The sequence below is a fragment of the Bacillus badius NBRC 15713 genome, assembly GCF_001591605.1.
In the GTDB taxonomy this organism is placed as follows: Bacteria; Bacillota; Bacilli; order Bacillales; family Domibacillaceae; genus Pseudobacillus; species Pseudobacillus badius.
In genome coordinates, this window is the sequence record NZ_BCVF01000010.1 from 59,689 (window position 1) to 85,036 (window position 25,348).

The window sequence follows — 25,348 nt, forward strand, 5'->3', positions numbered from 1 at the left end:
TACCTAAGTGAAAATTTATCCTATTTTCAATATAAAGTCAACTCCTTCCATCTATTATTTTCAAATTAATAAGCAATAAATATTTGTAAGAATTTTTAGAATAAATTGATAAATTGTAATATAATAGGGAAGAGGACATGCTTTCCGGCTTGACTTAACAGGAAAGGAGGAGGAAATAACCAGCTAGTCCTTAACCGGATCATATTGGCCTTATTTTTATTTGAGCCTATACAAAATGTTGATAGGAGGCGGATGGATGAGCGAACAGAGGTTTTTAAAGACACTGGGAAACAGGGATGTACTTGCTTTGGCGTTCGGAGCCATGATTGGCTGGGGCTGGGTCGTCACAACTGGACTGTGGATTACGGAGGCCGGTTCGTTAGGAGCGATTCTAGCATTCTTAATTGGCGGGATCGTGGTGACGTTCGTCGGCTTGACGTATGCGGAGCTGGCATCAGCCCTTCCCCTGGCCGGGGGCGAGCACGTATACAGCTATAAAGCCATGGGACGGGTGCCCAGCTTTATTACTACATGGGCAATCGTATTAGGCTACGTCTCGGTCGTCGCTTTTGAAGCGGTTGCCTTGCCGACTGTTTTCGAATATTTAATTCCGAACTACAGCCAAGGGTACCTTTATACGGTCGCCGGCTGGGATGTTACAGCTACGTGGGCTGGTGTAGGGATTATTGGTTCGATTGTTATTGCGTGGATCAACTATCGAGGCATCAAGTTTTCAACGGCGATTACATTTATTTTGACGTTGGTCATCGCTATTGCCGGCATTTTATTGATTACTGGAAGCTCCATCTCCGGCAGTACGGCTAATATGCAGCCGCTGTTTGAAAAAGGAGCAGCCGGACTGCTGACAGTGATTGTCATGACACCTTTTATGTTTGTCGGGTTTGATGTTATTCCACAGGCTTCTGAAGAAATTAACCTTCCGCCAAAACAAATTGGCAAGCTTCTGATCTTTTCCGTTATGCTTGCTGTTGTCTGGTATATTGCCGTTATATTTGGCGTTTCCCGCATACTCACTCCCGGGGAAATCGCGAATTCTAATCTGGTGACGGCCGATGCCATGGCCAAAGCCTTTGGAAACAGCCAGCTAATGGGCAACATCCTCGTGCTGGGCGGAATTGGCGGGATCTTAACGAGCTGGATCGGCTTTTATGTCGGCGGCAGCCGGGCCATCTATGCGCTCGCTAAATCGGGCATGCTGCCAAAGTCGCTCGGAGAACTGCATCCAAAGTACAATACTCCTCACAAGGCTATTCTATTAATTGCTGTTTTATCGACTGCTGCTCCTTTACTCGGCCGTCCGGCCTTAGTCTGGTTCGTTGATGCCGGCGGTTTAGGTCTGGTCGTTGCTTGGTTTATGGTGGCTCTATCCTTTATCATCCTGCGGAAAAAGCTGCCGGCGATGCACCGGCCGTTCAAGCTTCCTGGCGGCACGGCGATCGGCTGGATTGCTGCCTTTATGGCTCTCGGTGTATCCATTCTTTATATGCCTGGCATGCCGTCCGCTCTCGTCTGGCCTTATGAGTGGATCATTGTCTTCGCCTGGGCCATTCTGGGCGCTATCTTCTACAAGCTGTCGATGTCCAAATACGGCGCAGAAAATTCGGATAAGCATATGGACAAAGAAATCGACCGGATTATTCAATTTGATGAAGAGCCGCCAGATTTAAAGAAAAAAAGCCTCTAGGCTGTCATAAACATGATTTAGAAGAGAGCTGCCGCTTTTCACCAGGCAGCTCTCTTTAGGTTGATTCTATTTTACTCAAATCTTAATGCCTTGCTCGGATTCATTCTTGCCGCTTTCAATGCCGGGTAAATGCCGAATAATGTACCAACGCCAAGAGACGAATAGAGTGCAAGCTTCACCGCCCAAAGAGGCAAAACAAGAGAGAAAACCGAAATATTGTGATTCCATAGCTCGATAAATAAATAACCAATACCGAGACCGATGAGTCCGCCGAGAACACAAAGCAGAAGCGTTTCGAAGAAAAACTGGAGCATTACCTCAAAAGTGGTCGCGCCGAGGGCCTTGCGTATCCCGATTTCCCGGGTGCGTTCCCTGACCGACATCACCATGACATTCATAATGCCTGTGCCGCTAATAATTAAGGCCGTAACGGTAATACCGGCAAGCATTGCTTGCAAAATCGTTGTGACCTTATTCAACGCCTCAAGCATTTGCTCTTGCTTGACCACACTATAATCGATGTCCTTGTGATGCGTTTTGATCGCCGCAAATACATCGCTGTCAACCTGATCAATAGTCTCCGTGCTGTCTGCCTCAACAATTATCTTGTTCAGGTTTTTCATGCCGGTCTCCTGCAGAGCAGTGTTGATCGGCATAACGACATTATTGTCAGTGCTTGAACCGAGCGCTGCATTCGGTGACAGCACGCCAATGACCTTGTACTTTTCATTGTTGATGGCGACTTCTTTTCCAACAAGCGAGGCTTCCTGTTTCTGGGCGGATGCTTTTTGTGCAGTCAACGCGGAGAATAACCGTTTCCACCAAGGTTCAGGGGCAGGGTGCCCCGGTGTCTGAGTAGCCTCAGAAGTGCTTTCCTTTCCAAGCAGGCCGTCATGAATATTGCTCCCTAAGACAACCACCTTAGCTTTAGTTTCCTGTTCTTTTTTCGTAAAAAATCGGCCCTCTGCAAGCTCTGCATGCTGCACACGGCTATATTGATCTGTGGTTCCCACAAGAACGGATTGAAGCTTTTTTGCTTCTTTGCCTTCACCTGACTGTATGGTAGTCACGGTTTCCAGATGGGGGGTGACTGACCGGACGTTCTCTACCTTTTCCGCCTCTTTCGCGTCTTCATACGTTAATGTGCTGGGTACGCTGGTTAACCCGCTCAACAGATCTTTCTGTCCGCTCATAGTATCGAGAACGCGCCCGGGGATCACCAGAATTTGTTCAGCCCCGAGCCCTCCCATTTGCTTGAGCAGCGTGTCCTTCACGCCAATCGATATAGAAGCCAGCACAATGACTGAAAACATTCCAATGACGACGCCGAACATGGCAAACAGCACCCGCAGGCGATTGGCCCATAACCCAAGCCAAGCCAGTTTAAATCCCGTAAGCAGCTTCATTAGCCATCTCCTTCAGCATCCCATTTTTCAATAGCAAAATCCTCTCAGCCCGTTTAGCCACTTCCAAGTCATGGGTGATCATGATAACAGTTGCTCCATCGGCATGCACCTGTTCCATTAGCTGCAGCACATTTTCTGTCGTTTCCTCATCCAGGCTCCCTGTCGGTTCATCAGCCAAGATTAAGTCCGGCTCGTTGACAAGCGCCCGGGCAATGGCTACCCGCTGCTTTTCCCCGCCAGACAAGCGACTCGGCTTTTGATTTCTTTTATGAAATAACCCGACTTCTTTCAGCAAATGAAGAACTTTTGCCCGCTTCCCGCTCCACCTTTTCTGTCCGTAGGTAAGCGGGAGCAGCACATTTTGATAGACGGACATGTTAGGGATAAGCTGAAACTGCTGAAATACAAACCCGATTTTCTCGTTCCGCAAAGCTGCCCGTTTGCCTTTTCCCATTCTATGAACAGCTTGTCCCGCCAGTTCATATTCACCGCTGTCAAGAACATCAAGCGTCCCTAACAAGTTCAGCAGCGTACTTTTTCCAGAACCGGACTTGCCCATAATTGCCACATACTCGCCTTTTTCAACATGTAAATTCACTCCCCGCAAAATCGGCAGCTTCTCTCCTCCTGAGCGGTAAAGCTTTTGTACATTGCGTAATTCAATCATTTCAATACCCTCCAATCACCTTTAAAAAGTGAACCGCTGCATTGAGTAGAAAAGCCCGCGATGATAAGGAAACAAGGCCTTATCGCCGCGGGCTTTCATGGCAGCATCTGCCAATCATATGCGTAACTATTTACAAATTCTGTTGAAAGCCAGCACAAAGCCGGACCTCCTTTTCGCATAAACCGGCACGTAAAGAGCAAGCGCCAGAACCGCTCCGAACATATCTAAAAGGACATCATTCAGAAGCGGTGTCCGGCCGCCCGTATACATTTGATGCAATTCATCAATCATGGCATACCCAGCGGTGCCGGCAAAGGCCATCCAGATGCTTCTGACTAATCTGCTTGGGTCATACATTTCACACACTCGAAACCATGCAACAGCCAGTACGCCGAATAAAAACAAATGAGCAAACTTCCGGATGAAAAATTCGATAAAATAATAGTACCCTTGGGTCCCAATGGATATCTCTTTTCCCCAGTACACAACCTTACAGGAAGATAACGCACCGGCAAACGGCTCTCCCGGGAGCATTTGTTTTAAAAGCGGCACAAGCGACTGCTCCTCGTATGTTTGCGAAGAAAAAGAGTAAATGATTCCTGCCACAAGGAACAGCGCCGCCATCCTTAATAAGTACGGCATGACAAAAACTCCTTCAGCGGACGGCCATATAACGGCCAACTGTATGAAAAACACCTATCACCTTACTTTTGAAGCCAAAATGGCCAAAATTTCTTTAAAACCGTTGTCATAAGAATTCGCAGCCGCCGCAAATGAGCTGCTTGCTTTCGTTGCAGCGGGGCCTGTATACAGGTCTACTGCTTCCCGAGGCAGCGGAAATTGCTTCGTTACATCCGAATATACCTCTTTTATTCTGTCGGACCCGAGAAAAGTCCACCAGCCCATCATAAAAGTACCTGACAATTCATAAGGACCGTATCCATTATTCCGGATCGTTGGATAGTTCCATCTATAAAGCCCGTTGCGGCCATCCATAAAGTTATTTAGCTTGTAATAAGGTCTCTGTCGGTCAGGAGCTACCAGAACCTTATCAAAAAATTGCTTCTCCAGCCCTTGGCGAATGTTTAAGAAGAGCTGTCTTTGCTCAGAACCTTTTGGATAAGCCTGAATAAAGTTCGTTATCCACAAAGGAAAACGGTGAAAATGAGAGGAATCCGCCGCAATCCCCTCAATCGGCTTGGTTTGATTGATATGAGTCTTCTTCGTATACCCGGCATATAGATAATCGGGATGATCACTCCAGATGCCAGGCTGAAACACCCAGCGTCCGTCCCGCTCAAACCGTCCTTCTTGCTGAAATACCCGGTAATTGATTCTCAGAATATCTTTAAGCACGGGGTTATTATCAAAATGCCGGCTTAAATCAGCAGCAATCGCAAACGCAAAAAGCTCTTCGTCCACGAAAGCTCTGTAATACCCCCGGTCTGTCTTCTTGTTTTCAAGCTTCCATAGGACCCGCTGCCTCATACCGCCTTCGAAGCTTGTTCTGCTCCATTGCCAGGCCGGGGTTTCCAGCCACAATTTCTCCATTTCATCCAATAAATAGTTAGCTAGATCATCAACGTGCTCTTGATCGGAGCCGCTCTTATCTGCCAGCACGATATATCGGCTAATGAGGTAGTAATATTGTAATGTAGACAGCCGTTTGCTTTCCGTGCGAAGATCAAGCTCTTCGTGTGCCGCTGACTGAAAACGCCGGAAATGTTCTTCAAACTCATTCATGAGCTTCTCGTCAGAGGAAGAATAGGCATAATGAAGCGGAACCATAAGCAAATGGCCGGCATCATAAAAGTCCGTGCCTGACTGCAAATCCTTTTGCAAATACACACGAATGGTTTGATTCCACAAACGTTTTTCTTGCTCGCTCAATTTTTGGCTTGCCCGTTCCTTCTCATGATCTGTATTAAAAATCATCACACAGACAGCAGCGATAACGGCCGACAAAATGAGAATGATGAGTTTTTTTATCACATCATGCCTTCCTTTTTATTTAGATCCATTGAATACCCTCACCTATTGAAAAGAACCTTTATGAAATGCTCACTTTCCTGTTCACTGCCTTCTTAATGGTATCAATCACTTTCATTTGCTGTTCTTCAGTCATCCCTGACCCTGATGGCAGACATACGCCGTTGGCAAACAATTCATCTGATACGCTTCTTTCTTTTTCATGAGGATAGTAGGCAGCGCCTTTAAAGATCGGCTGTAAATGAAGCGGCTTCCAAACAGGGCGCGCTTCGATGCTTTCCTCCTCCAGCGCTTCTATTAATTCCATTGGGGCTATTCCTAATTGCTTCTGGTCCACTGTTAACGTCGTCAGCCAGCGGTTATGCACCGTCCCTTCCAGTTCCGGCATAAATTCCAGCCCCTCTATTTGCCCAAGCTCCCCGGCATAACGGGCAAAGATCGTCCGCCTCGCTTCCACACGCTCATCAAGCACTTCCAGCTGCGCCCGGCCAACCCCGGCTAAAATATTGCTCAGCCGATAATTATAGCCTGTTGTACTATGCTGATAATGCGGAGCGGGATCACGGGCCTGTGTCGCCAGAAAACGAGCCTTGCGCAATGCCTCTTCATCGTTTGATACGAGCATTCCTCCGCCGGATGTTGTGATAATTTTATTGCCATTAAAGGAAAATACGCCAAACGTGCCAAACGTGCCGCTCTTTCTCCCTTTATATTGTGATCCAAGCGACTCAGCCGCATCTTCAATCACCGGCACCCGATAGTGATTACAGATCGCTAATAATTCATCCATTCGGGCGCTTTGGCCATATAAGTTCACCACGATTACCGCTTTCGGCAAACGGCCGGCTTTCTCGGCATCGGCAAAAGCCTTCTGCAAAGCAGCAGGCGACATATTCCATGTGTCGGGCTCCGAATCAATGAACGCCGGCTCTGCGCCTTCATATACAATTGGATTAGCGCTTGCGATAAAGGTGAGCGATGAACAAAATACTGTGTCTCCCTTATTTATGCCAAGCAGGCGAAGAGCCAAATGAATCGCTGCCGTGCCTGAACTGAGCGCAACCGCCCCTCTCGTTCCAGCGTATTCCGCCAGTTCCTTTTCAAACCCGTCTACATTGGGGCCTAGCGGGGCAATCCAGTTTGTTTCGAACGCGTCGTTTATATACTTTTTTTCTCTCCCGCTCATGTGAGGCGGGGATAGAAGAATTCTCGGTGACTGCATTGAAATCCCTCCTCCTTCTCTTATGTATCAAGCCTTTGATCTGACCCCTTCTTGTGCAGGTTGAATGATTCTTGCCGGGGTGCCTGCTGCTGTGACTTCTTTTGGGATATCGCTTATAACGGCGGAGCCGGCTCCGACCACCGACCATGGGCCGATCTTCTTTCCCGGAATAACAACCGCCCCTGCCCCGATGTGAGCCCCTTCTGCAGCTTCCACGTTCCCGGTCAGGACAGCACGCGGGGAAATGTGGACAAAATCTTCAATCCGGTTATCGTGCTCGACAACAGCCGCCGTATTAATAATCGCATGCCGGCCAATGACGGTATCCGCCTGAATGACCGCGCCGGGCATCACCACCGTTCCGGCTTCTATAACAGCCGACGGGCTGATGACCGCGGCAGGGTGGATAAGCACCGCAAAACGCGCCCGTTCAGCAGCTAACTTCTCCGCCAAGCGTTTTCTTACCCGATTGTTTCCCACCGCAACAACGAACTCAACCTCTCTTTCTATCAGCTTCACAGCATCAGAAATAGGGGCAAAAATGAATTCTCCTTTTTGTTGAAGGGCTTCGTATTTATCATCCAATAAAGCAACAGGCTTATACTGTTCTCCTGCCTGGATAATGTCTTGGATGACTTTGCTGTGGCCACCGCCGCCGATGATTGCAATCTCTTTCATTTCCCCACACCTTTCGAACCGGTAAACTTCTCAACGGTCACATGTCCTGTCTGACTGATTCCTTCCGATTTAAATACTTTTAACACTGTCATACATAATATTTTTACATCCAGCCAGAAAGAACGGTTATCGACATACCACACGTCGAGCTCAAACTTTTCTTCCCAAGACAGCTCATTGCGGCCGTTTACCTGCGCCCAGCCGGTAATACCAGGGCGCACCTCATGCCGGCGTGCCTGCTCCGGTGTATATAATTCCAAATAGTCCATCAGCAGCGGCCGCGGCCCGACCAAGCTAATATCGCCTTTCAACACATTCAACAATTGCGGCAGCTCGTCTATGCTCAGCTTCCGAAGCAGCTGTCCGAAAGGCGTCAGCCGAATATGATCGGGAAGCAGCCCGCCATGCTCATCGCGCTCATCAGTCATCGTCCGGAATTTATAAACAAAAAAAGGCTTGCCATGCAAGCCGGGGCGCTTCTGCTTGAAAATGACCGGTGATCCCAGCTTCAAACGGATCAAAAGAGCGGCAGCCAAAAGAACAGGGGACAAAACAACCAGGCCGAGAAAAGAACAAATAATATCAAACAGCCTTTTCATTTCTGCTTACTCCCTCTACATCATTTAACATGACAGACTCCAACTGGTCGCCAAGCACCTCCCATGAATAGTGCTTTCTGACATACTCTTGAAGAAATTCCCCTTCCTCCCGGCGCATTTGGGCAGAGCCGGAAGAGTTGACGATCACCTGTTGAAGCTCCTCTAATTGATCCTGCACATAGATTCCTTTCACGCTTCTTAACGAGCCGGTCAAATCAGGATTCGCCACCATGGCAATCGGAAGGCCTGCAGCCATGTAGTCATAGATTTTATTCATGCTGAACCCCCATTTATAAAGAGGGGTATCTAAAATTGAAATGATCCCCATCTGCGCCTTGCTCAACAAATAAGGGATTTGCGCTTTCGGCACAGGGTCTTCAAACGTTACATTAGACAATTCTTCCTCCTGCACTCTTTTCATTAATTCCTGCTTTTGCGCACCCGACCCAACCAGCAGCAGATGAATATCCGGATGCTCCCGCAGCTTAGAAAATAAATCAATGACCGGGTCCAGATGGTTAGCTACCCCATGCGAGCCAATATAAGCAACAACAAATTTGTTTTCCAAACCTTTGAACATCTCATCGACACGCAAAGTCGGTTCGAGCTGTTCGTATTTATCAAGGTTCACCCCGTTAGGCAGATAAATGACTTTTCCGGCATCGACTCCCCGGGACTCCACATAATGCTTGGCTTTATCAAAAAGCACGATGACGCGCTCCGCTTTTTCATATAGAAAACTTTCTAATTTATACAGCACGAGAGCCAGCGGGTTGGAAGCTGAGATTTTTCCGAAATCGACAAAGGTCTGCGGCCATAAATCACGTTCTTCAAAATAATATTTGCAGCTTGCCTTTTTCGCGACCAAATATCCGACGATCGCCGCTAACGGATGGACACTCGACCCGATCACAATATCAGGGGACTCTTCTTCACAGGCTGCCATGGCAATTTTATAGCTCTTTAGTGTATAGCTTAAGATGTTCTTCACTCTTCCTAAAGACTTGTTATAGGCAGGTGTATTGATCCAGACATACCTGATGCCGTTGATCCACTCGATTTCGCTGTGATTTTCCTTGTTGTGAAAAACCATCTCCTTCTTGGAGAAATGGTTGAATGAAGAGGCAAATATAGTCACTTGATGCCCTTTATCAGACAAATGCTTGGCTAAGTCAAAATGTCTTGTCCCGCCGACATGGGCAGGGGTCGTCGCGTAATGATTAAAGATCCATATATTCACTTTACATCCTCACCCTTGATTTCTTAATAATTGTTCAGCCGGCACGTCCCTGACTTTTTTGGCCGGCGTCCCGACAACAAGCTCTTCGCTTTGTACATCCTTCGTTACCACACTCGCTGCAGCCGCAGCTCCATCCTCATGAATGACTTTTCCCGGAAGAATGGTCGCATTTGCTCCGATGCGCCCCCCTTTCTTAATCGTTACTCCTTTGAACTTATCAAACCGCGCCTTGCTTCTGCCCATATAATTATCATTCGTCGTTACAACACACGGCGCAACAAAGACATAGTCCCCAAGCTCGGAATAAGCGGTAATATAACAGTTGGTTTCCAGCTTGCAGCGTTTTCCTACTGTGCAGTCGTTTTCAACAGCGACTCCCCGGCCGATAATGGTGCGCTCGCCAATCGCCACCCGTTCCCGGACCGTCGCCAAATCTGCAATAAACACTTCATCGCTAATTTTGGCATCTGCATAAATAATCGCCGAGGTGCCGATCGTCACACCTGATCCGATAACAGCAGGCGGGAGCTGGGACGTTTCCGGCAAAATAGACGCTTTTGCCCTGGTTGGCTGCTTGCCAATAACCGCGTTATCCTGGATGATGACATTGCTTCCAATCCTAGTTCCTTCATATATAACTACATTATTGCCAAGCACCACGTTGTCTCCTAAAGAGACATTTTCCCCAATGACAGCGTTATGCCCCTTGCTCACAGATACATTCATCTCTCGATCTCTCCTTAAAAAGCCGCCTTGCAAGCAGGCGGCTTTATTATTATTGTGTGACTTCTTCTGTTTTGGTTTGATTGAAGCCCTCTTCCTCTTTGTTCGCATAAAATTCCACAATTTTTTCGATCACATAATCCTGGTCGAACTGTTTTAATTCAGGATACATCGGAAGGGAAATCGCTGCTTTCGCTGCTTTTTCCGTTTCTGGCAGGTCTCCTTCCTTGTAGCCAAGCTGTTTAAAAACCGGCTGCAGATGAAGCGGCTGCGGATAATACACCATTGTAGCGACCCCTTGCTCCTTTAAATAGCGCTGCAGCTGGTCGCGTTCAGGCACACGCAGCGTATATTGGTGATATACATGATAATTCCCTTTTTTCTGCACCGGCGTTTGGATGACGCCAGCGAGCTTTTCCTGCAAGTGATCGGTGTAATACGCCGCACGCTCCCGGCGGGCATGAGACCACTTATCCAGGTAAGGGAATTTTACATTTAAAATGGCGGCCTGCATCTCGTCAAGACGGCTGTTATAGCCTAGCACATGATGATAGTATTTCGGTTTGCTGCCATGCACCCGGATCACCCGCGCTTTTTCCGCCAGCTCTTCATCCTTTGTAACGATCATTCCGCCGTCCCCGTACCCTCCTAAGTTCTTCGTAGGGAAAAAACTGTAGGTAGCAGCTGTGCCGAGTTCTCCGACACTATGGCCGTTTTGCTTTGCGCCAATGGCCTGTGCAGCGTCTTCAATCACCGCTAAATGGTGCTCGTCGGCAATGTTCTTGATCGCTTCCATATCCGCCATTTGCCCGTATAAATGAACAGGAATGATAGCTTTTGTTTTCTTTGTAATCGCTGCTTTAATTTTTGCAGGGCTGATGTTAAAGGTAACCGGATCAATATCGACATAGACAGGCACCGCACCGGCACGCGCGATCGCCCCGCCTGTCGCAAAAAATGTAAAGGCTGTTGTGATGACCTCATCGCCAGCTTCTACTCCGGCGGCCTGCAAAGCGATATGAATGGCATCACTGCCGTTGCCCACACCTACGCCATGATCGACTCCGCTATACTTGGCGATGTCCGCTTCCAGCTGTTTGACGTTATCTCCTAATATAAATTGGGACGAGGACATGACTTCATCCAGCTTTGCCATTACTTCTCTTCTCATCGATTGATATTGTTCAGATAAATCCAGCATTTTAATATTCATAACAAACTCCTTATGTATCGTAATTATTAAGCCAGGCTCTCATAGACTGCCAGCAGCTTTTCATTTTCTCTTTCCCAGTTATACTCGGTTTCTACCGCTCTCCGGCCGTTTTCGCCCATTTGCCTCGCTTCTTCCGGATGATCGACCAGCCATTGGATAGCCGAAGCAATTTGCTGCGGGTCCAATGGATCGACGCACAAGCCGCAGCCGCCCTTTTCCACTATAATGCCTTTCCAAAGCGGAAAATCAGAAGCAATGACCGGCAGCCCGGCAGCCATATATTCAAACATCTTTACCGGCAGGGCATCAATATAGTTAACTGTCGGATGCAAAACGACCAGCCCGGCCTTTGATTTTCGGTATATCTCCCTTACGCCTTCACGATTTAAATAACCCAGCTCATGCACCCTCGACCAGCCCGGCAAAGCGGCTACCGTTTCTTTTTCCGAAGCTGCCACAAACTTCCCGGCAAGCAGCATGGACACATTTTCTATTAAATGCAAAGCCTCCACCATTTCGCGAATTCCGCGTATGGCGGTGATTCCGCCCACATAGCAGGCTGCATTTTCTTTCTCCTTCCAGGAGACATTGTCAATCCTCAATTCCTCCAGTATCGGATAATTGTTAATATCCTGGGCTTTGCACCCCAACGTCAAAAACCGGTCTCTTATATGAGGCGTGGCTGCCAGGATCGCATCGAACTTCCTCGCCGCCCGGTTTTCAAATTGCTCAAACGCCGCAGAGATCCCTTTACGGAGATAACCCGGCAGCCATTTTTTCGTTAAAATTTGCCTCGGCACATCTTCGTGCACATCATAAACGACCTTTTTGCCCGCTTTTTTTAACTTTAAGCCGACAGGGATGAGCTCGGGATCATGGAAGTGATAGACGTCCGCATCGATCGCTAATCCTTTGTTGAATACGCGCTCAACTGTCTTTGTCATCCTTTTGAAACGGTTCCCGCTTTCTTTCGCCACTCCATGCAGCTGCACCCCGCTAATAACCGCGTCAGGAGCGCCCGGCACAACCAAATGCACCTCATAGCCTGATGCAGCAAGGGAGCGGCACTCTTTAATGAATATTCTCGTGTCGTTGTAAGGATGGACTGAGGTTAAATGACATATTTTCATCTTTTACTCCCTATTGTATTTATTTCATTTATAAACAAACTGTTAGCCAGCCAAAGCATTAAAATGGCAAACAAAATCCCATGCGTCAGCAAGGAAGTGAAGAAGGCCGCGTTAATCAATGACATCGAAGGGATCACCAGGATCGACATAGCCAAAAAGGGCGGCAGTGAGACAGACGCTGTATCAATCAGCTTTAACAGCAGCCCGAGCAGCAATGAAAACCCCAAAATCCCCAACACACCAAAATTCAAATAGGCATCTCCGAAAAAACCGACATTCGGAGCAAAATTTTCTTTATTGTAGTAAGCGAGCGCCACCAATTGGACAGGCGTCATCTGATAGATATTGTCATTGATAAAACTTAAAAAAGAATGGGAAAGCTTATATTTTTCGATCGGCTCGAAAAAGTGATAATACACGTAATGCAGGTTGCTCGGCACGAAAAACAAGCGTCTGACGAAAATAGACGCCAAATAGAATGAGCCGAAAAAATGATAAACCAGGAGGCAGATCGACAATAACAGCGATGAGCCGAAAGAGATCACAAATAACAGGTTGTCTTTCAGCTTTGTTTTCTCGAATAGCTGAAACCCGATTAAAACCAGCGGGGCAAACAAAAAGCTTTTAAAGTTTGTCATCGAAAAGAGAAACACCTGCAGTACGATGAACAGGCCGGCCAGCTTGTACTTTCGTTTGTACATGGCCACAGCGATCACCAGCATGTTGATGACATGAGCCTGCCATGGAAGCAAATAAGCCAGCACTTGATTGTTTGTGCTGGCATACGCCTCCCGCACCTGATAAATTTCCATTAGGTTTAAATTAATGCGGCCTAATCCTCCCTGTGCAATTAACAATCCGTAAACGATAAGGGACATCCCGCCGATAATGAAAAACGTGACACTTCTGCCTTCCTCAAGCTGCACTAAGCGTATCTTCGAAAATAAGCTGACGATCAACATAATCATCAACAAAGAAACCGTAATGGCATAAATAAACGGCCGCGGCTGATTTTGCAGCCAAAACAATGCCGTTAACGGAATATACAATAAGACAATCATTAAATAGATGACTATTTTGCTGGGCGCTTTTTTATGCTCTAGCAAAGAAATAGCCGTCAGAAAAATAATTGAGGCTAATATATACGACTCAAACATTTTTGGAAAAGATTCATATAGAATAAAGCCTTCATAGGCAAAAATGGGATGAATAATTGCCGTGTAACTGTATTCCAAGAGAATTTTTAAAGCAATTAAAGAAATGAACGTTACGATTTTTGTCTTTATAATGTATCGCTCCAAGCAATGAGTATATTTATTTAACTGCGTATGTGATCGTTATCCCGGCTAATGTGAAAGATAGAAAATAAATATAGGCTGTAAAAAAGCAATTCATGAATGGAGTATACGAAAACAACGCCTTTGATATTTAAATAGACAGAGCTGGCCCAAAGCACAGAAAGCGTTGAGATGGCTCTTATTCCTTGAATCATTGAAAGCAGCTTCACCTTTTGCTTCACAAAAAATACAACACTGAGCGGCGAAACAACGAATTTTGCATAATAGCCGAAAGCCAGAATTTGCGAAAGCTCTCCCGCCATGCGCCACTTTTCGCCGAATACAAGGGCAAACCCCCACGGGCCCGCGATAACAAGCAGCACAACAGGAAGAATGCCAATACCTGCAAGCAGGAGGAGCACTTTCTTTACTACAGGCAAAAAGGATCGGCCTTTGGCATGCAGTTCAGCAATCTCACTTAGAAACACTTGGGCCACCGAAGCTGAGATTAGAGAGATCGGCATCGCCGCCACCCGGATGGTTAAACTGTAAAAACCGACAATAGCCTCCGAAAAAAAGCGCATTAAAATAAAGACCGGCGCTTGGACAGCCATGTTGTCAAAAAAAGCCGAGGTGCTGTTGTACAGCGGGTAATGCTTGTGCTGCGCCGCCGTTCTCGCCAATGACCGGGCCTTATACTCGCGAAGATTAAATAAAAAACCAATCTTTTTGACCCTCGTTTGATAGACGTTTGAAACGGCATAGCCGAGGACATTCGCTAGAATCAGCCCGGCCGACTGCAGCCCTGTGAAGCCAAAAGCAATGGAAGCGCCGCTGGTGACAGAGCTTCGGAGCACCTTCCCTTTCGAAAGCACCCCGAATGCCTTGTACTTATTCAAGTAATAATTCAGCCCTTGGGAAATTCCCATGACAAGAAGCGTGAGCGGAATATATAACAAGAGCGAGGACGCCCCCTCTAGCTTGAATAAACGAATAATCGGTTCATAGAAAAGTTGCTCCGCCGCCAGCAGCAGGACAGCAAAGAGTGTGGAGAAAACAGTGACGACCTTGAATAGCTGCTGGCTCTCTGCTTCTGTTTTCACCGTATTAATCGCAAACTCATATCTGCCTGTCGTATAAACGATCAGTAAAGCACAAACAGACAAATAAAAGCTGAAATAACCGAATTCCTCCGGGCTGTAGATCCTTGTGAGGACAGGTGAAGCCGCAATATTGATTAATTGGGCAAACAATGTAGCGGAAAACAACGCCGCAAAGTTTTTTAGAAATCTATTGGAATGTATTCTTTGTACTACGTTCATCACAGGCACTTCCCTGATTATTTACAATTTTAGATAGTTGCTCTGTTCCTTGTTTCGATAAGTATTGCGGGTATCAAATATAGCCTGTGATTTTTTCATGATCATCTCGTAATCAAACAAGCTGTGATTCGTCGCGATGACCGTCAAGTCCGCTTGCTCAAGCAGCTCCTCTGTCAATCGGGCCGTTTGATACAGCTTCCCCTTCAGCTTGAATTCCTGCACATGCGGATCGGCCACTGTCCAGCGTGCGCCGGCTTGGGTCATCTTTTCAAGAATAGGCAGCACCGGTGACTCCCGGTAATCATCAATATCCTTTTTGTAAGCTACACCTAATACAACAACGTTGGCATCCTTGAGCGCTTTTCCCTGTTCGTTCAGAATTTCCATGCAGCGCTGAATCACGAATTCCGGCATGCTGTCATTGATTTCCCCGGCTGTTTCAATCAGCTTCGTATGATAGTTATATTCGCGCGCCTTCCAAGTCAAGTACCACGGATCAATTGGAATGCAGTGGCCGCCGAGCCCCGGTCCCGGATAGAAGGCCATGAATCCGTACGGCTTCGTTGCCGCCGCGTCAATCACTTCCCACACATCTATGCCCATTTTGTTGCACAAAATCGCCATTTCATTAGCCAGGGCAATGTTGATATTGCGGAAGGTGTTCTCAAGCAGCTTTTCCATTTCAGCAACGGCCGGGCTGGATACTTCATGGACATCTCCTTCCAGTACAGAGCGGTACATCGTAGCAGCCACCTGTGTACAAGCATCAGTCAGGCCGCCAACGACCTTTGGCGTGTTCTTGGTGTTAAAATCTTTATTGCCGGGGTCTACCCGTTCCGGGGAGTACGCAAGGAAAAAGTCTTGTCCGCATACAAGGCCGCTTTCTTCAAGAATCGGCTTAATCAATTCTTCTGTCGTTCCGGGATAAGTCGTGCTTTCCAGGACAACCAGCGTTCCTTTTGTCATGTGCTTGGCGATCGCCTTAGCAGAGTTTTGCACATATTCCATGTTCGGCTGTTTATAAACATCAAGCGGCGTCGGCACACAAATGGCCAAGGCATCCACTTCTCCGATAAATGAATAATCGGCCGTCGCCTTTAATTGGTCTGACTGGACAAGTTCCTCCAGGTCGGCCGCTACTACGTCACCGATATAATTTTCCCCGCGATTGACCTTTCTGACTTTTTCCTGCTGCACATCAAATCCAATAACCTGGTAGCCGGCTTTTGCCTTCTCCACCGCCAGCGGCAGGCCCACATAGCCAAGGCCGACCACCCCGACGATAGCTGTTTTGTTTTTCAATTTGGCAATTAGCTGTTCTGCTGTGTTAGTAATCGTTTGTGTTGTCATAAATACTCCCCTTTACATGCATACTTTGACAGGCTTCAGATAGATTGGTTCATTTCTGGCAGCTGATTCATAAAAAGCAAGAACAAGTCCCAAGGCTGCCCGGCCATCTTCTCCGGTGACGGCCGGCTCGAGGTCTTCTTTGATGGCTTTCATCATGTTTTCCATAATGCACTGGTGGCCAGGCTTGCCCCACGGGTCAGCCTTGACCTTGTCTAAGATCTCCTCGGTCTCTTTCTCCGACATCCCTTCAACGGTCAGGCATTCAAAATAAAGGGCATTCGGCCCGCCGATTTTCACTGTGCCTTTCTCTCCAAATATAGTAATCGACTCTTCAAAGTTGCTTTGATAAACGGTAGTCGAGGTCTCCACTACTCCGATCGCTCCCGATTCAAAACGGATCAGCCCGGTTGATACGTCTTCCGCTTCGATCTCTCGCAGGCGCGTCGCTTCCATACTGAAGATTTGTTCCGGCTGTCCCATGAACCAGAGCAGTAAATCCAAGGTATGGATCGCCTGGTTCATTAACACGCCGCCGTCGTATTGCTTAGTGCCGCGCCACGGCGCCTGATCATAATATTCCTGGTTCCGGTTCCAATTAACTGTGGCGTTCACATGGCTGATTTTCCCCAATAGGCCCTGGTCCAGGATACGCCGCAGCTCCTGCACAGCCGGACGGAATCGATTGGGATGCACAACGGCCAGCTTCACGTTATGCTCCTTGCAGGCGTAAATAATTTGATCGGTTTCTTTCAAGTTCATTGCCATCGGTTTTTCCAGGATAATATGCTTTCCCGCTTTCGCCGCTTCCTCTGCCAGCGGCGCATGAAGGCCGCTCGGCGTACAAATGCAGACAATATCAATCTCTTCTCTTTCCAGCATCTCGGATAGCTCAACAAAGGGAGCCGCGCCATACACCTCCGTGTAATACTCCATCGCTTTAGGTTCTTTATCGCAGACAGCTACAAGCTGTGCTCCTTGTATATCCTCGATCGCTCTCGCATGTTTTTTCGCAATAAAGCCACAGCCTACAATGGCAAAGTTCATGACTAAACCCCTTCTTTCTATATTAGTAGCCCGCTGACTTCCTTCATCAGGCGCTGTAATCCATCTTTGGCATTAGCAATTTCGATTAATTCTTTTTTCAGCATTCTGTTGCTTTTGGAAGGCAGCGTGTCAATAAATTCCCACAGTACCTCCGGCTCCACTTGGGCTGCTTTGCCGACATGGATTTTCGGAAACACCTGATTCGGGTGAATCTCATTTTTGTTCAGCAATTCTTCGTACATTTTTTCACCCGGACGGATACCGGAGAACTTAATGCCCACTTCTTCTATGCTGAACCCTGATAATTTGATCAGATTTTTGGCAAGGTCCACGATTTTGACGGGCTCGCCCATATCCAATACGAAGATTTCTCCCCCTTTGGCAAGTGCCCCCGCTTGGATCACGAGCCTGGATGCCTCCGGAATGGTCATGAAGTACCTGGTCATATCAGGATGAGTGACAGTTACGGGTCCACCGGCTTGAATTTGCTTTTTAAATAAAGGAATGACGCTTCCCCTTGAGCCAAGGACATTTCCGAACCGGACAGCCACAAACCGCGTCTCGCTTTCTTTATCCAGCTGCTGAATAATCATCTCTGCCAAACGCTTCGTTGCCCCCATCACATTGGTTGGATTGACCGCCTTGTCGGAGGAAATAAGCACAAATTTATTGACACCCGCCGCACTGGCGGCTTCTGCCAGATTCTTTGTGCCGAAAATATTATTTTTCACGGCTTCCTGCGGATTGTGTTCCATCAGCGGAACATGCTTATGGGCAGCCGCGTGGTACACAACATCCGGCCGGTACTCTTCCATTACATGAAACATCCGCTCCCGATCCTGAATGTCGCCAATAATGGGAATGATTTCAATGCTCCCCTTGCAGCGGTTGCGCAATTCCAAATCAATTTGATAGATGCTGTTTTCTCCATGACCGACTAAAATGATTTTCCGGGGCTGAAACGTGCTGATCTGGCGGCAAATTTCCGAACCGATCGATCCGCCCGCCCCTGTCACCAGAATCGTGCGGCCGGCCGCATACTCGGCAATACTTTCAATATTCAGTTCCACCGGATCGCGTCCAAGCAAATCCTCCACTTGAACTTCGCGAAATTGGCTGACTGATACACGGCCGGTAATTACATCTTCAATCAGCGGCATGATTTGTACTTTCGCGCTCGTCTTGGCACATTGCTTGTAAATATGCTGGATTTCAGAACGCTTCAATGAGGGAATAGCGATAATAATATGGTCGATCTTCCATTGCTTGACCAGCCTCGGAATATCCGCTGTTTGTCCGGCTACTGTGATTCCATGGATTTGCAGCCGCTGCTTGTTATGATCATCATCCACTAGAGCTACCGGACGAAAATCTGCATCGGTATGGCTGAGCAGCTGCCGGACGACCATCGAGCCGCCGGAACCTGCTCCTACAATTAACGCTCGCTTCTTTTCTTTATCCCGAGCAATAAAGTGATTGCGGTACAAGCGCCAGGAAAAGCGGGAGCCGCCGATGAGCAGGATGTGCAGCATCCAGGTAATTAAAAGAACCCGGACGTAAATATCCTGAAAAGCAACCAGCTGGACGATAGCTGTGACAAGGACTGATAACGTCACAGCCTTCACAATGGCGATCAATTCATGGACACTGGCGTATTCCCAGGCTTTCTGATAGAGCCTGTAAAGAGCGGCAAACAAATGATGACTGATTAAAAGCGAAATCGAACTGACGGCCAGTGTTCCCGCATTGTAAATGTCAATGTAAGGGTGCAGCAGGAAATAGCCGATATAAATGGAAAACAAAACAATAGCTGAATCAAGCGCAGCTAAACAGGACAGCCTTTTTTGGTACGTCAACAATATTCACCTCTCTCAGTTTTCAAAAGTCATAGTGTTATGTAAAAACAGCTAATAGAAAACCACTTAGAAAAATGAGCTTTTATTAGCTGTCTTCGCAAAACTGCCTAAAGACTAACTGATTAGCAGAGAAAAAAACGGGCATCTAACCCACCCTCACACTGCACCACTGACGACTCGCGTCTAAGGCCCGGGATCACCCAAGCCCACAGTACAGCCGAGTGCCTCCGTTGATAACGGTCAGGAGACATCACCAGCTTTCAATAACGAATGTATTTTTAGTACTTTTTTCGTATATTTATCCATTCATTTCCGCGAAAAAGAAGCTGGATGAAATCCTGCTATGTAGAAGTTAGAAAATGCCCAAAAGCTTCTTCTTTTTATGAATTTTCTCCGGCGGCTCTTTATGAAGGTGTTCTCCGCTGACAAGCAGCTTTGCATTTTCCTGAAAATAAAACACATGGTCATCGCCTAACTTGTTGGCCAGACGTGTATAGGCTTCAACCATTTTAAATGAACGGCTGCTAGTATTATGAGCATCCGAAGCCAGCAAATGAGCTAAATTGGCTTCAATGAGCTGCTCGGTAAAGTGCTGGATTTTCCTGCCGAACTTTCCGATATAGGAGGCAGCCGTAACCTGAGTGGCTGCCCCATTCTTAACGAGAGAGTACAGCCGATCCGGCTTCTGTATAAATTCGCTGTTGCGCTCCGGATGAACGATTACAGGCAGGATGCCTTTCATTTGAATGTCATAGAATAGCTGTTCCGTGTAATGAGGAACAGTACTGGAAGGAAATTCGATAAAAAGGTAAGGAGACGTTCCGGCAATCGTAAGAAGCTCTCCTTTTTCATAGTCTTCCAGCAGCTCTCCATACACCCGGATTTCTTGTCCCGGCAGTATATCCACGTTCACATCAGCCTTTTTTAACTCTTCATTTAAATGCTCAACGCTCGCTAATATATCTGCTTTTGTATTTTCATATGCACCATTTTTATGGTGAGGAGTAGCTACAATACAGGTAATCCCTTGTTGCTCTGCCTCTTTCGCCATGGCAAGACTTTCTGCAAGCGTAGAAGCCCCATCATCTACACCAGGCAATATGTGGCAATGAAGGTCAAGCATGCTCTCATCTCCTTCTTTTTTACTTGACAAACAATGAAAAAAATCACATAATTATCCTAGTAGGATAGATGTGTATTTACTGTTTTTTTGTGGTTCGCAGTTTGAAATACTACTTGTTTCCATAATAATAGTAATGATTTGTTTCTTTTGCTTTGCGGTTATTTAATACAACGCCTAGTAGTTTAGCCTTTGCCGCCTGCAGCAATTCCTTTGCTTTAACGGCATTGTCCACTTCTGTTTGGCCGCTGTTCACAACGAACACCGTTCCATCACATTGATTCGCCAGAACTTGGGCATCAGTGACCGCTAACACGGGCGGTGTATCGAAAATAACGAGATCGTATAAACGTCGGGCTTCTTCAAGAAACTCTGCCATCACACGGGAACCTAGCAGCTCAGCCGGATTTGGCGGAATAGGTCCTGAAAGCAGTACAGAAAGATTTTGCATATCCGTTTCTTTCACAGCTGCAGAAATGCTTTTCTGCTTGGCCAACACATTGGTCAGTCCAATTGTATTTGTGAAATTAAACGTATAATGCATCGTCGGCTTCCGCATATCTGCATCTACTAACAACACATTCTTCCCCTGCTGGGCAAAGACAATAGCCAGATTAGCGGCTGTTGTGGACTTTCCCTCTCCGGGACCTGCAGAAGTGATGAGCAAGGATTGTATGTCACGATCCACCGCGGAGAAGAGGATATTTGTCCGAATCGTCCGGTACTGCTCAGAAATAGGCGATTTCGGGTCCACGTTAGTGATTAACTTCCGTTTCGTCTGTCCAAGCGACTTATGTTTCTGTTTTTTAAGAACCAATCGTTTCACTCCTTACAACAGCTTTTTTCCCTGCATAGCCATGACTTTTTCCTTTGCTTGCCTCATCAATGATTGTCACGCTCCCAAGCACGGGAAGATCAAGCAATTTCTCAACATCCTGCTCATTCTTTACTGTGTTATCCATATATTCAAGTAAGAAGGCAAGAGCAATGCCCCCCATTAACCCAACCACTAGAGCAATCACAATATTCAGCACAGGCTTAGGTTTCACAGGCGCTGCCTTTCCGGTTGCTTCTGCTTTAGCCAGTATACTGACATTATCCACATTCATAATCTTAACAATCTCGCTTTGAAACACGCGGGCAGTCTCGTTTGCAATATCCGCAGCAATGGCCGGATCTTCATCCTGCACAGCCACATTAACCACCTGTGAGTCCTTTTCATTTTGAACGTTAATCTTTCCATTTACCTCTGCCGCCGTCATATCCAAATCAAGATTCTGAACGACTTTTTCCAAAATAGCCGGACTTTTAATGATCACGTTATATGTATTGATTAATTGCAGGTTTGTTTGCACCTCAGCTGGATTGTATAGCTGCTGTTCAGACTTTGCCTGATTGACAAGCAATTGGGTCGACGCCTGATAAACAGGGCTAAGCACAAAATAACTGATGATTCCGCTGGCCAAAGCTGTCGCAAACGCAACCAGCAATATAAGCTTGAATCGTTTCTTGAGTGTAGCTGACAATTCTCGTAAGCTGATGGTTTCCTCCATAAAATCCTCCTCAGTCGTTGTCGAAAACAGAATGAATTATGGAAATTATAGCACAAGAAGAATATACTTCCATAAATGTAATTTAATATTATAAAAAGTTAACATTGCTGTAATAGTCGCTTTAAAAATTACATATCCGCCACTTTCCCCGGAAACTGATCCAACCACCGCCATTCTGCTTCTCTTCTAATCTAGCCGCCTATGCATCTTTGATTTCTTGGCGCTTCCCTTTCTGTCCCATCTGCCCGACGATAAGCTGGCTGATGGAATGAGAGCTGGCCTTTTTATTGCAAGGGGCTTGTCCTTTTCCGCTGCCTCCCTGCAAATGTTCATATGGATTGCATAGTGAATAAAGCAAACTAGCTGTAAAAATATATAAGTATCTTGCTCAACATTATTGTTGCATTTAAACACAAACTTATAAATAGTTATATAATACCAATTTATAAATGTATTACTCGTGTAACTATTATTTTCCACAAGGCATGTTATACTACTAAAAGATTAATTGGTGGAGGATGGTAATTGCATGAGAACATTCATTAAGATTGCTTTGGCCGCTTTACTCGTCATGATGATCGGTGTCGGAGCTGCCCTTTATTACTTCGTAAATGTCAAAGAGTATGATGTTGAAGACCAAGATGTGGACAAAATCACGCAAAAACAATATAGCCTGAAGCTGCCAGATGATACTCCCCTTCCCGAAGGAGTCAAGAGAGACAAGGATGGAAGTGTGTGGATTGACAAAAACGGCCATTACATACTGGAAAACGGGGAAACGGTCGACCCTGAAACATGGATGGCTGAAAATAACCAGCCAGAGCAGAAAAAACCCACCGAGACATCAGATAAAAAAGCAACAGTTGAAGAGATAAAAAAACGGTACGCCCCTACATTCAGCCACTTGGAGGGACAGGCTAAAACCCAATTAGGCGCTTTAGTCGGAAAAGCCAAAAATGAATATACCGACAAAGCGGCAAAAGGCGAAAAGATTAATCCCGCTTATTTCTATCAAAAATATACAGACGCGGCGGATACTGTCGAAGCCAAAACAGATGCCGCCTTTAATACCGTCTACAAATCACTGCAGAACGACTTAAAAAAGAACGACTATAGTCCGTCCCATGCTCAATCATTTAAAACTAGCTATGAAAAGGCGAAAAAAGAGCAAAAAGATCAACTGCTGAAAAAAGTGACCGGCAGCTTGTGATTGCTGAACCCGATAAGGGGGCTACTCTCGATATAGAGATAGCCCCCTTCTTCTATGATCTGTCAGCTGTCTTAATCGCATGCATAACTGGGTCTTGCTCTTGAAAAAACCAAAAAAAGAAGGGCCAGCCCGGATACTTCAAAAGTATCGGAGGCTGGTCCTTCTTTTTAATCGTCGCTCAAAATGCCGATGACGCGAAGCAGATTGATAAACAAGTTGACAAAGTCTAAATACAGGTTCAGCGCCAAAAGCGGAACCATCTCGCTTGTAATGGTCATACGCTTCATTTGGTTAAAGTCGTACATGACATACATCGAAAACAGCACAGTGCCGATGATGGAATAAACCAGCATCGCCGTCGAAGAAAACGGCCAGAAGAAGTTCATAATCGACAGCGTAATCAGCGCTAATAAGACGGTAAGCAGCAAGCCGCTTAAGAAAGACAAGTCTTTTTTCGTTTTTGTGCCGACAACCGCCATAGCAAAAAATACAACGAACGTGGAGGCTAAAGCCCCAAGAACGACTTGTGCGCCGGAAGTCATTAAATAGTAGGAAACAATCGGGTAAGTCGTCACGCCTGACAAGAAACTAAATGCATACAAGAACGTGTAGCCGACTGCTTTTCTTCTGCGCAGGAAGAATGCGCCTACCAGCAAGAGAATTTCCAGGATAGCAAGCGGCAAAAACAGCGCCGGCGGAACAACCGTACCCACGCTCATTCCAATCACCCCGACTCCGAGTGACAGTGCAAACGCCCGCAACACCGCATTCAGATGATTAGGATTGGACGTTTCAGGTATTGTATAAGATGACATCTTCTACTCCTCCATTATTGATTTAGTAACCTATACGCACGGATGCGCAAAAGGTTTCAAAAAAGAAGCAGGAAAAAATTTTTATTTTCCCTGCCTCTCGAACCATTTTTACTGCAAGTTCAAATGATCTTTGAAGATGCTGGACACTCTGTCCCGCTCTTCATCTGGCACTAAATAATAATAAACGCCGTCGATCTTCTGGCCGGTTCCTTCTATTTGCTCTTGCTTCATGTTGTTTCTGGCACCGGCATAATGCTTTTGAATATCCATCATTTCATCAACCGATACATTCGTCTGCATATTTGATTTCAGCGCGCCCAGGATATCATTGTACTTCCACAGCGACTGCATGCTCGCTCCTTTATCAAGAATGCCTTCAATGACCTGGCGCTGACGGGCTTGGCGGCCGAAGTCGCCTTTTGGATCCTCTTTACGCATTCTCGTATACTGAAGCGCTTCCTCTCCGTTTAAGTGAATCGTCCCTTGCTTGAAGCTCTGTCCGCCGTAAGAAAAGGCAAATGGATTATCTACTGTGACGCCGCCAACAGCATCCACGAGGTCTTTAAAACCATCCATATTCATTTCCACATAGTAATCTACCGGAATATCCAGAAACTCTTCCACGGTTTTGGCTGACATATCCACCCCGCCGAAGGCATAGGCATGGTTAATCTTGTCCTTTTTGTTTTTGCCGGCAATATTGACACGCGTGTCCCGCGGGATGCTCAGCATTTCAACTGAGTTTTCCTTCCCATTCACAGACATGAGAAGCATCGTATCCGAACGGCCTTTATCCCCTTCCCGTTCATCTACACCAAGAAGCAATACCGTAAACGCCTCTTTGTTTTCCAATGATACTTCCTTCTTACGCTTATCCGACTTTTCGAGCGCTGATTTATTCACAATATTATCAAGTGCGTTATTAAATGAAGAATATAAACGAAAGGCGAAAATCGCTCCGATGACCAGTAAAATCAGCAATATAATGCTTAAAAACTTCCTTTTTTTCCGCTTTTGTCTTGTCCTGCTTCTTTGCATTGTTTCCATTCTCCTTTTCAAAATCCCCACGTACAATGTACTACTTTATTAGATTATCATGTAATAGGTATTTAGCAAGAAAAAAGAAGGGAAATGCTTAAAATTCCATCTAATTTGTTTGATAATTCTTTTTATTAACTCTTTTCACTTTACTTATTTTAGAACCCGTCGATATACATAGTAAAATATTC

23 protein-coding genes are annotated in these 25,348 nt (G+C 46.3%); 2 read left to right on the forward strand and 21 right to left on the reverse strand.

The window, feature by feature from the left end; translation table 11 throughout:
- Positions 1–256 precede the first annotated feature (256 nt).
- The gene (locus tag BBA02S_RS07330; RefSeq protein WP_041095266.1) at positions 257–1,705 is read left to right on the forward strand and encodes an APC family permease; all 1,449 of its coding nucleotides are present in this window, start codon (positions 257–259) and stop codon (positions 1,703–1,705) included.
- 71 nt (positions 1,706–1,776) lie between these two features.
- Here the strand turns inward: BBA02S_RS07330 and BBA02S_RS07335 are convergent, their stop codons facing one another.
- The 19 genes from BBA02S_RS07335 to BBA02S_RS07425 all read right to left on the reverse strand — a co-directional run bounded on the left by BBA02S_RS07335 (position 1,777) and on the right by BBA02S_RS07425 (position 22,094).
- Complete coding sequence (locus BBA02S_RS07335) at positions 1,777–3,111, reverse strand: ABC transporter permease (protein ID WP_041113778.1); 1,335 nt, start codon at positions 3,109–3,111, stop codon at positions 1,777–1,779.
- Positions 3,089–3,778 (reverse strand): ABC transporter ATP-binding protein, encoded by a 690-nt coding sequence (locus tag BBA02S_RS07340; protein WP_041095270.1) that lies wholly within the window; start codon positions 3,776–3,778, stop codon positions 3,089–3,091. The genes BBA02S_RS07335 and BBA02S_RS07340 overlap by 23 nt, the downstream gene beginning before the upstream one ends.
- 126 nt (positions 3,779–3,904) lie before the next feature.
- The gene (locus BBA02S_RS07345; protein WP_231557181.1) at positions 3,905–4,420 is read right to left on the reverse strand and encodes a VanZ family protein; all 516 of its coding nucleotides are present in this window, start codon (positions 4,418–4,420) and stop codon (positions 3,905–3,907) included.
- A gap of 57 nt (positions 4,421–4,477) precedes the next feature.
- A complete protein-coding gene (locus tag BBA02S_RS07350) occupies positions 4,478–5,770 on the reverse strand; it encodes a hypothetical protein (RefSeq protein WP_041113779.1) in 1,293 nt (430 codons plus the stop codon).
- Between the two features lie 58 nt (positions 5,771–5,828).
- Positions 5,829–6,989, reverse strand: coding sequence for a DegT/DnrJ/EryC1/StrS family aminotransferase (locus BBA02S_RS07355; RefSeq protein WP_041113780.1), 1,161 nt, complete (start codon positions 6,987–6,989; stop codon positions 5,829–5,831).
- Between the two features lie 27 nt (positions 6,990–7,016).
- On the reverse strand, positions 7,017–7,667 hold the full coding sequence (locus BBA02S_RS07360) for an acetyltransferase (RefSeq protein ID WP_041113781.1): 651 nt from the start codon (positions 7,665–7,667) through the stop codon (positions 7,017–7,019).
- Positions 7,664–8,266: a sugar transferase gene (locus BBA02S_RS07365; protein ID WP_041095276.1), complete on the reverse strand. Its 603-nt coding sequence runs from the start codon at positions 8,264–8,266 to the stop codon at positions 7,664–7,666. Before BBA02S_RS07365 ends, BBA02S_RS07360 begins: the two co-directional genes overlap by 4 nt.
- Positions 8,250–9,506 carry a glycosyltransferase family 4 protein gene (locus BBA02S_RS07370; protein ID WP_041113782.1) on the reverse strand — a complete coding sequence of 419 codons (1,257 nt, stop codon included), beginning with the start codon at positions 9,504–9,506 and terminating at the stop codon, positions 8,250–8,252. Before BBA02S_RS07370 ends, BBA02S_RS07365 begins: the two co-directional genes overlap by 17 nt.
- Positions 9,507–9,515: 9 nt before the next feature.
- Complete coding sequence (locus BBA02S_RS07375) at positions 9,516–10,232, reverse strand: acyltransferase (RefSeq protein WP_041113783.1); 717 nt, start codon at positions 10,230–10,232, stop codon at positions 9,516–9,518.
- A 49-nt stretch (positions 10,233–10,281) separates the two neighbouring features.
- Positions 10,282–11,442: a DegT/DnrJ/EryC1/StrS family aminotransferase gene (locus BBA02S_RS07380; protein ID WP_052477316.1), complete on the reverse strand. Its 1,161-nt coding sequence runs from the start codon at positions 11,440–11,442 to the stop codon at positions 10,282–10,284.
- A 26-nt stretch (positions 11,443–11,468) separates the two neighbouring features.
- A complete protein-coding gene (locus BBA02S_RS07385) occupies positions 11,469–12,572 on the reverse strand; it encodes a glycosyltransferase family 4 protein (RefSeq protein ID WP_041113784.1) in 1,104 nt (367 codons plus the stop codon).
- Positions 12,569–13,678, reverse strand: coding sequence for an oligosaccharide repeat unit polymerase (locus BBA02S_RS07390; protein WP_156136539.1), 1,110 nt, complete (start codon positions 13,676–13,678; stop codon positions 12,569–12,571). Before BBA02S_RS07390 ends, BBA02S_RS07385 begins: the two co-directional genes overlap by 4 nt.
- Positions 13,679–13,890: 212 nt before the next feature.
- Positions 13,891–15,171 (reverse strand): lipopolysaccharide biosynthesis protein, encoded by a 1,281-nt coding sequence (locus BBA02S_RS07395; RefSeq protein ID WP_041113785.1) that lies wholly within the window; start codon positions 15,169–15,171, stop codon positions 13,891–13,893.
- Positions 15,172–15,192: 21 nt separating this feature from the next.
- Positions 15,193–16,521, reverse strand: a complete 1,329-nt coding sequence (locus tag BBA02S_RS07400) for a nucleotide sugar dehydrogenase (RefSeq protein ID WP_041095288.1) — start codon at positions 16,519–16,521, stop codon at positions 15,193–15,195.
- Positions 16,522–16,533: 12 nt separating this feature from the next.
- Positions 16,534–17,565, reverse strand: a complete 1,032-nt coding sequence (locus BBA02S_RS07405; protein WP_041095290.1) for a Gfo/Idh/MocA family protein — start codon at positions 17,563–17,565, stop codon at positions 16,534–16,536.
- A gap of 17 nt (positions 17,566–17,582) precedes the next feature.
- Positions 17,583–19,421, reverse strand: a complete 1,839-nt coding sequence (locus tag BBA02S_RS07410) for a polysaccharide biosynthesis protein (RefSeq protein ID WP_041095292.1) — start codon at positions 19,419–19,421, stop codon at positions 17,583–17,585.
- Between the two features lie 352 nt (positions 19,422–19,773).
- Entirely contained in the window at positions 19,774–20,544 is a 771-nt protein-coding gene (locus BBA02S_RS07415) for a tyrosine-protein phosphatase (RefSeq protein WP_041113786.1), read from the reverse strand.
- Positions 20,545–20,653: 109 nt separating this feature from the next.
- A complete protein-coding gene (locus BBA02S_RS07420) occupies positions 20,654–21,358 on the reverse strand; it encodes a CpsD/CapB family tyrosine-protein kinase (protein WP_041095296.1) in 705 nt (234 codons plus the stop codon).
- Complete coding sequence (locus tag BBA02S_RS07425; RefSeq protein WP_041095298.1) at positions 21,348–22,094, reverse strand: YveK family protein; 747 nt, start codon at positions 22,092–22,094, stop codon at positions 21,348–21,350. The genes BBA02S_RS07420 and BBA02S_RS07425 overlap by 11 nt, the downstream gene beginning before the upstream one ends.
- A 529-nt stretch (positions 22,095–22,623) precedes the next feature.
- Here BBA02S_RS07425 and BBA02S_RS07430 point away from each other — a divergent pair.
- On the forward strand, positions 22,624–23,304 hold the full coding sequence (locus BBA02S_RS07430; RefSeq protein ID WP_041095300.1) for a hypothetical protein: 681 nt from the start codon (positions 22,624–22,626) through the stop codon (positions 23,302–23,304).
- 167 nt (positions 23,305–23,471) lie between these two features.
- Here the strand turns inward: BBA02S_RS07430 and BBA02S_RS07435 are convergent, their stop codons facing one another.
- Together BBA02S_RS07435 and BBA02S_RS07440 are read right to left on the reverse strand one after the other, a co-directional pair.
- Positions 23,472–24,119 carry a Bax inhibitor-1/YccA family protein gene (locus tag BBA02S_RS07435; RefSeq protein ID WP_041095301.1) on the reverse strand — a complete coding sequence of 216 codons (648 nt, stop codon included), beginning with the start codon at positions 24,117–24,119 and terminating at the stop codon, positions 23,472–23,474.
- A 108-nt stretch (positions 24,120–24,227) separates the two neighbouring features.
- Positions 24,228–25,157: an LCP family glycopolymer transferase gene (locus BBA02S_RS07440; protein ID WP_041095303.1), complete on the reverse strand. Its 930-nt coding sequence runs from the start codon at positions 25,155–25,157 to the stop codon at positions 24,228–24,230.
- Positions 25,158–25,348 lie beyond the last annotated feature (191 nt).

Excerpts from the sequence above, each read along its gene's own strand:
- BBA02S_RS07415 (WP_041113786.1), bottom strand. The coding sequence starts at position 20,544 with ATGCTTGACCTTCATTGCCACATATTGCCTGGTGTAGATGATGGGGCT.
- BBA02S_RS07360 (WP_041113781.1), bottom strand. The coding sequence starts at position 7,667 with ATGAAAGAGATTGCAATCATCGGCGGCGGTGGCCACAGCAAAGTCATC.
- BBA02S_RS07405 (WP_041095290.1), bottom strand. The coding sequence starts at position 17,565 with ATGAACTTTGCCATTGTAGGCTGTGGCTTTATTGCGAAAAAACATGCG.
- BBA02S_RS07340 (WP_041095270.1), bottom strand. The coding sequence starts at position 3,778 with ATGATTGAATTACGCAATGTACAAAAGCTTTACCGCTCAGGAGGAGAG.
- BBA02S_RS07375 (WP_041113783.1), bottom strand. The coding sequence starts at position 10,232 with ATGAATGTATCTGTGAGCAAGGGGCATAACGCTGTCATTGGGGAAAAT.
- BBA02S_RS07385 (WP_041113784.1), bottom strand. The coding sequence starts at position 12,572 with ATGAAAATATGTCATTTAACCTCAGTCCATCCTTACAACGACACGAGA.
- BBA02S_RS07400 (WP_041095288.1), bottom strand. The coding sequence starts at position 16,521 with ATGACAACACAAACGATTACTAACACAGCAGAACAGCTAATTGCCAAA.
- BBA02S_RS07425 (WP_041095298.1), bottom strand. The coding sequence starts at position 22,094 with ATGGAGGAAACCATCAGCTTACGAGAATTGTCAGCTACACTCAAGAAA.
- BBA02S_RS07435 (WP_041095301.1), bottom strand. The coding sequence starts at position 24,119 with ATGTCATCTTATACAATACCTGAAACGTCCAATCCTAATCATCTGAAT.
- BBA02S_RS07430 (WP_041095300.1), top strand. The coding sequence starts at position 22,624 with ATGAGAACATTCATTAAGATTGCTTTGGCCGCTTTACTCGTCATGATG.
- BBA02S_RS07365 (WP_041095276.1), bottom strand. The coding sequence starts at position 8,266 with ATGAAAAGGCTGTTTGATATTATTTGTTCTTTTCTCGGCCTGGTTGTT.
- BBA02S_RS07380 (WP_052477316.1), bottom strand. The coding sequence starts at position 11,442 with ATGAATATTAAAATGCTGGATTTATCTGAACAATATCAATCGATGAGA.
- BBA02S_RS07345 (WP_231557181.1), bottom strand. The coding sequence starts at position 4,420 with ATGCCGTACTTATTAAGGATGGCGGCGCTGTTCCTTGTGGCAGGAATC.
- BBA02S_RS07395 (WP_041113785.1), bottom strand. The coding sequence starts at position 15,171 with ATGAACGTAGTACAAAGAATACATTCCAATAGATTTCTAAAAAACTTT.
- BBA02S_RS07330 (WP_041095266.1), top strand. The coding sequence starts at position 257 with ATGAGCGAACAGAGGTTTTTAAAGACACTGGGAAACAGGGATGTACTT.
- BBA02S_RS07355 (WP_041113780.1), bottom strand. The coding sequence starts at position 6,989 with ATGCAGTCACCGAGAATTCTTCTATCCCCGCCTCACATGAGCGGGAGA.
- BBA02S_RS07440 (WP_041095303.1), bottom strand. The coding sequence starts at position 25,157 with ATGCAAAGAAGCAGGACAAGACAAAAGCGGAAAAAAAGGAAGTTTTTA.
- BBA02S_RS07335 (WP_041113778.1), bottom strand. The coding sequence starts at position 3,111 with ATGAAGCTGCTTACGGGATTTAAACTGGCTTGGCTTGGGTTATGGGCC.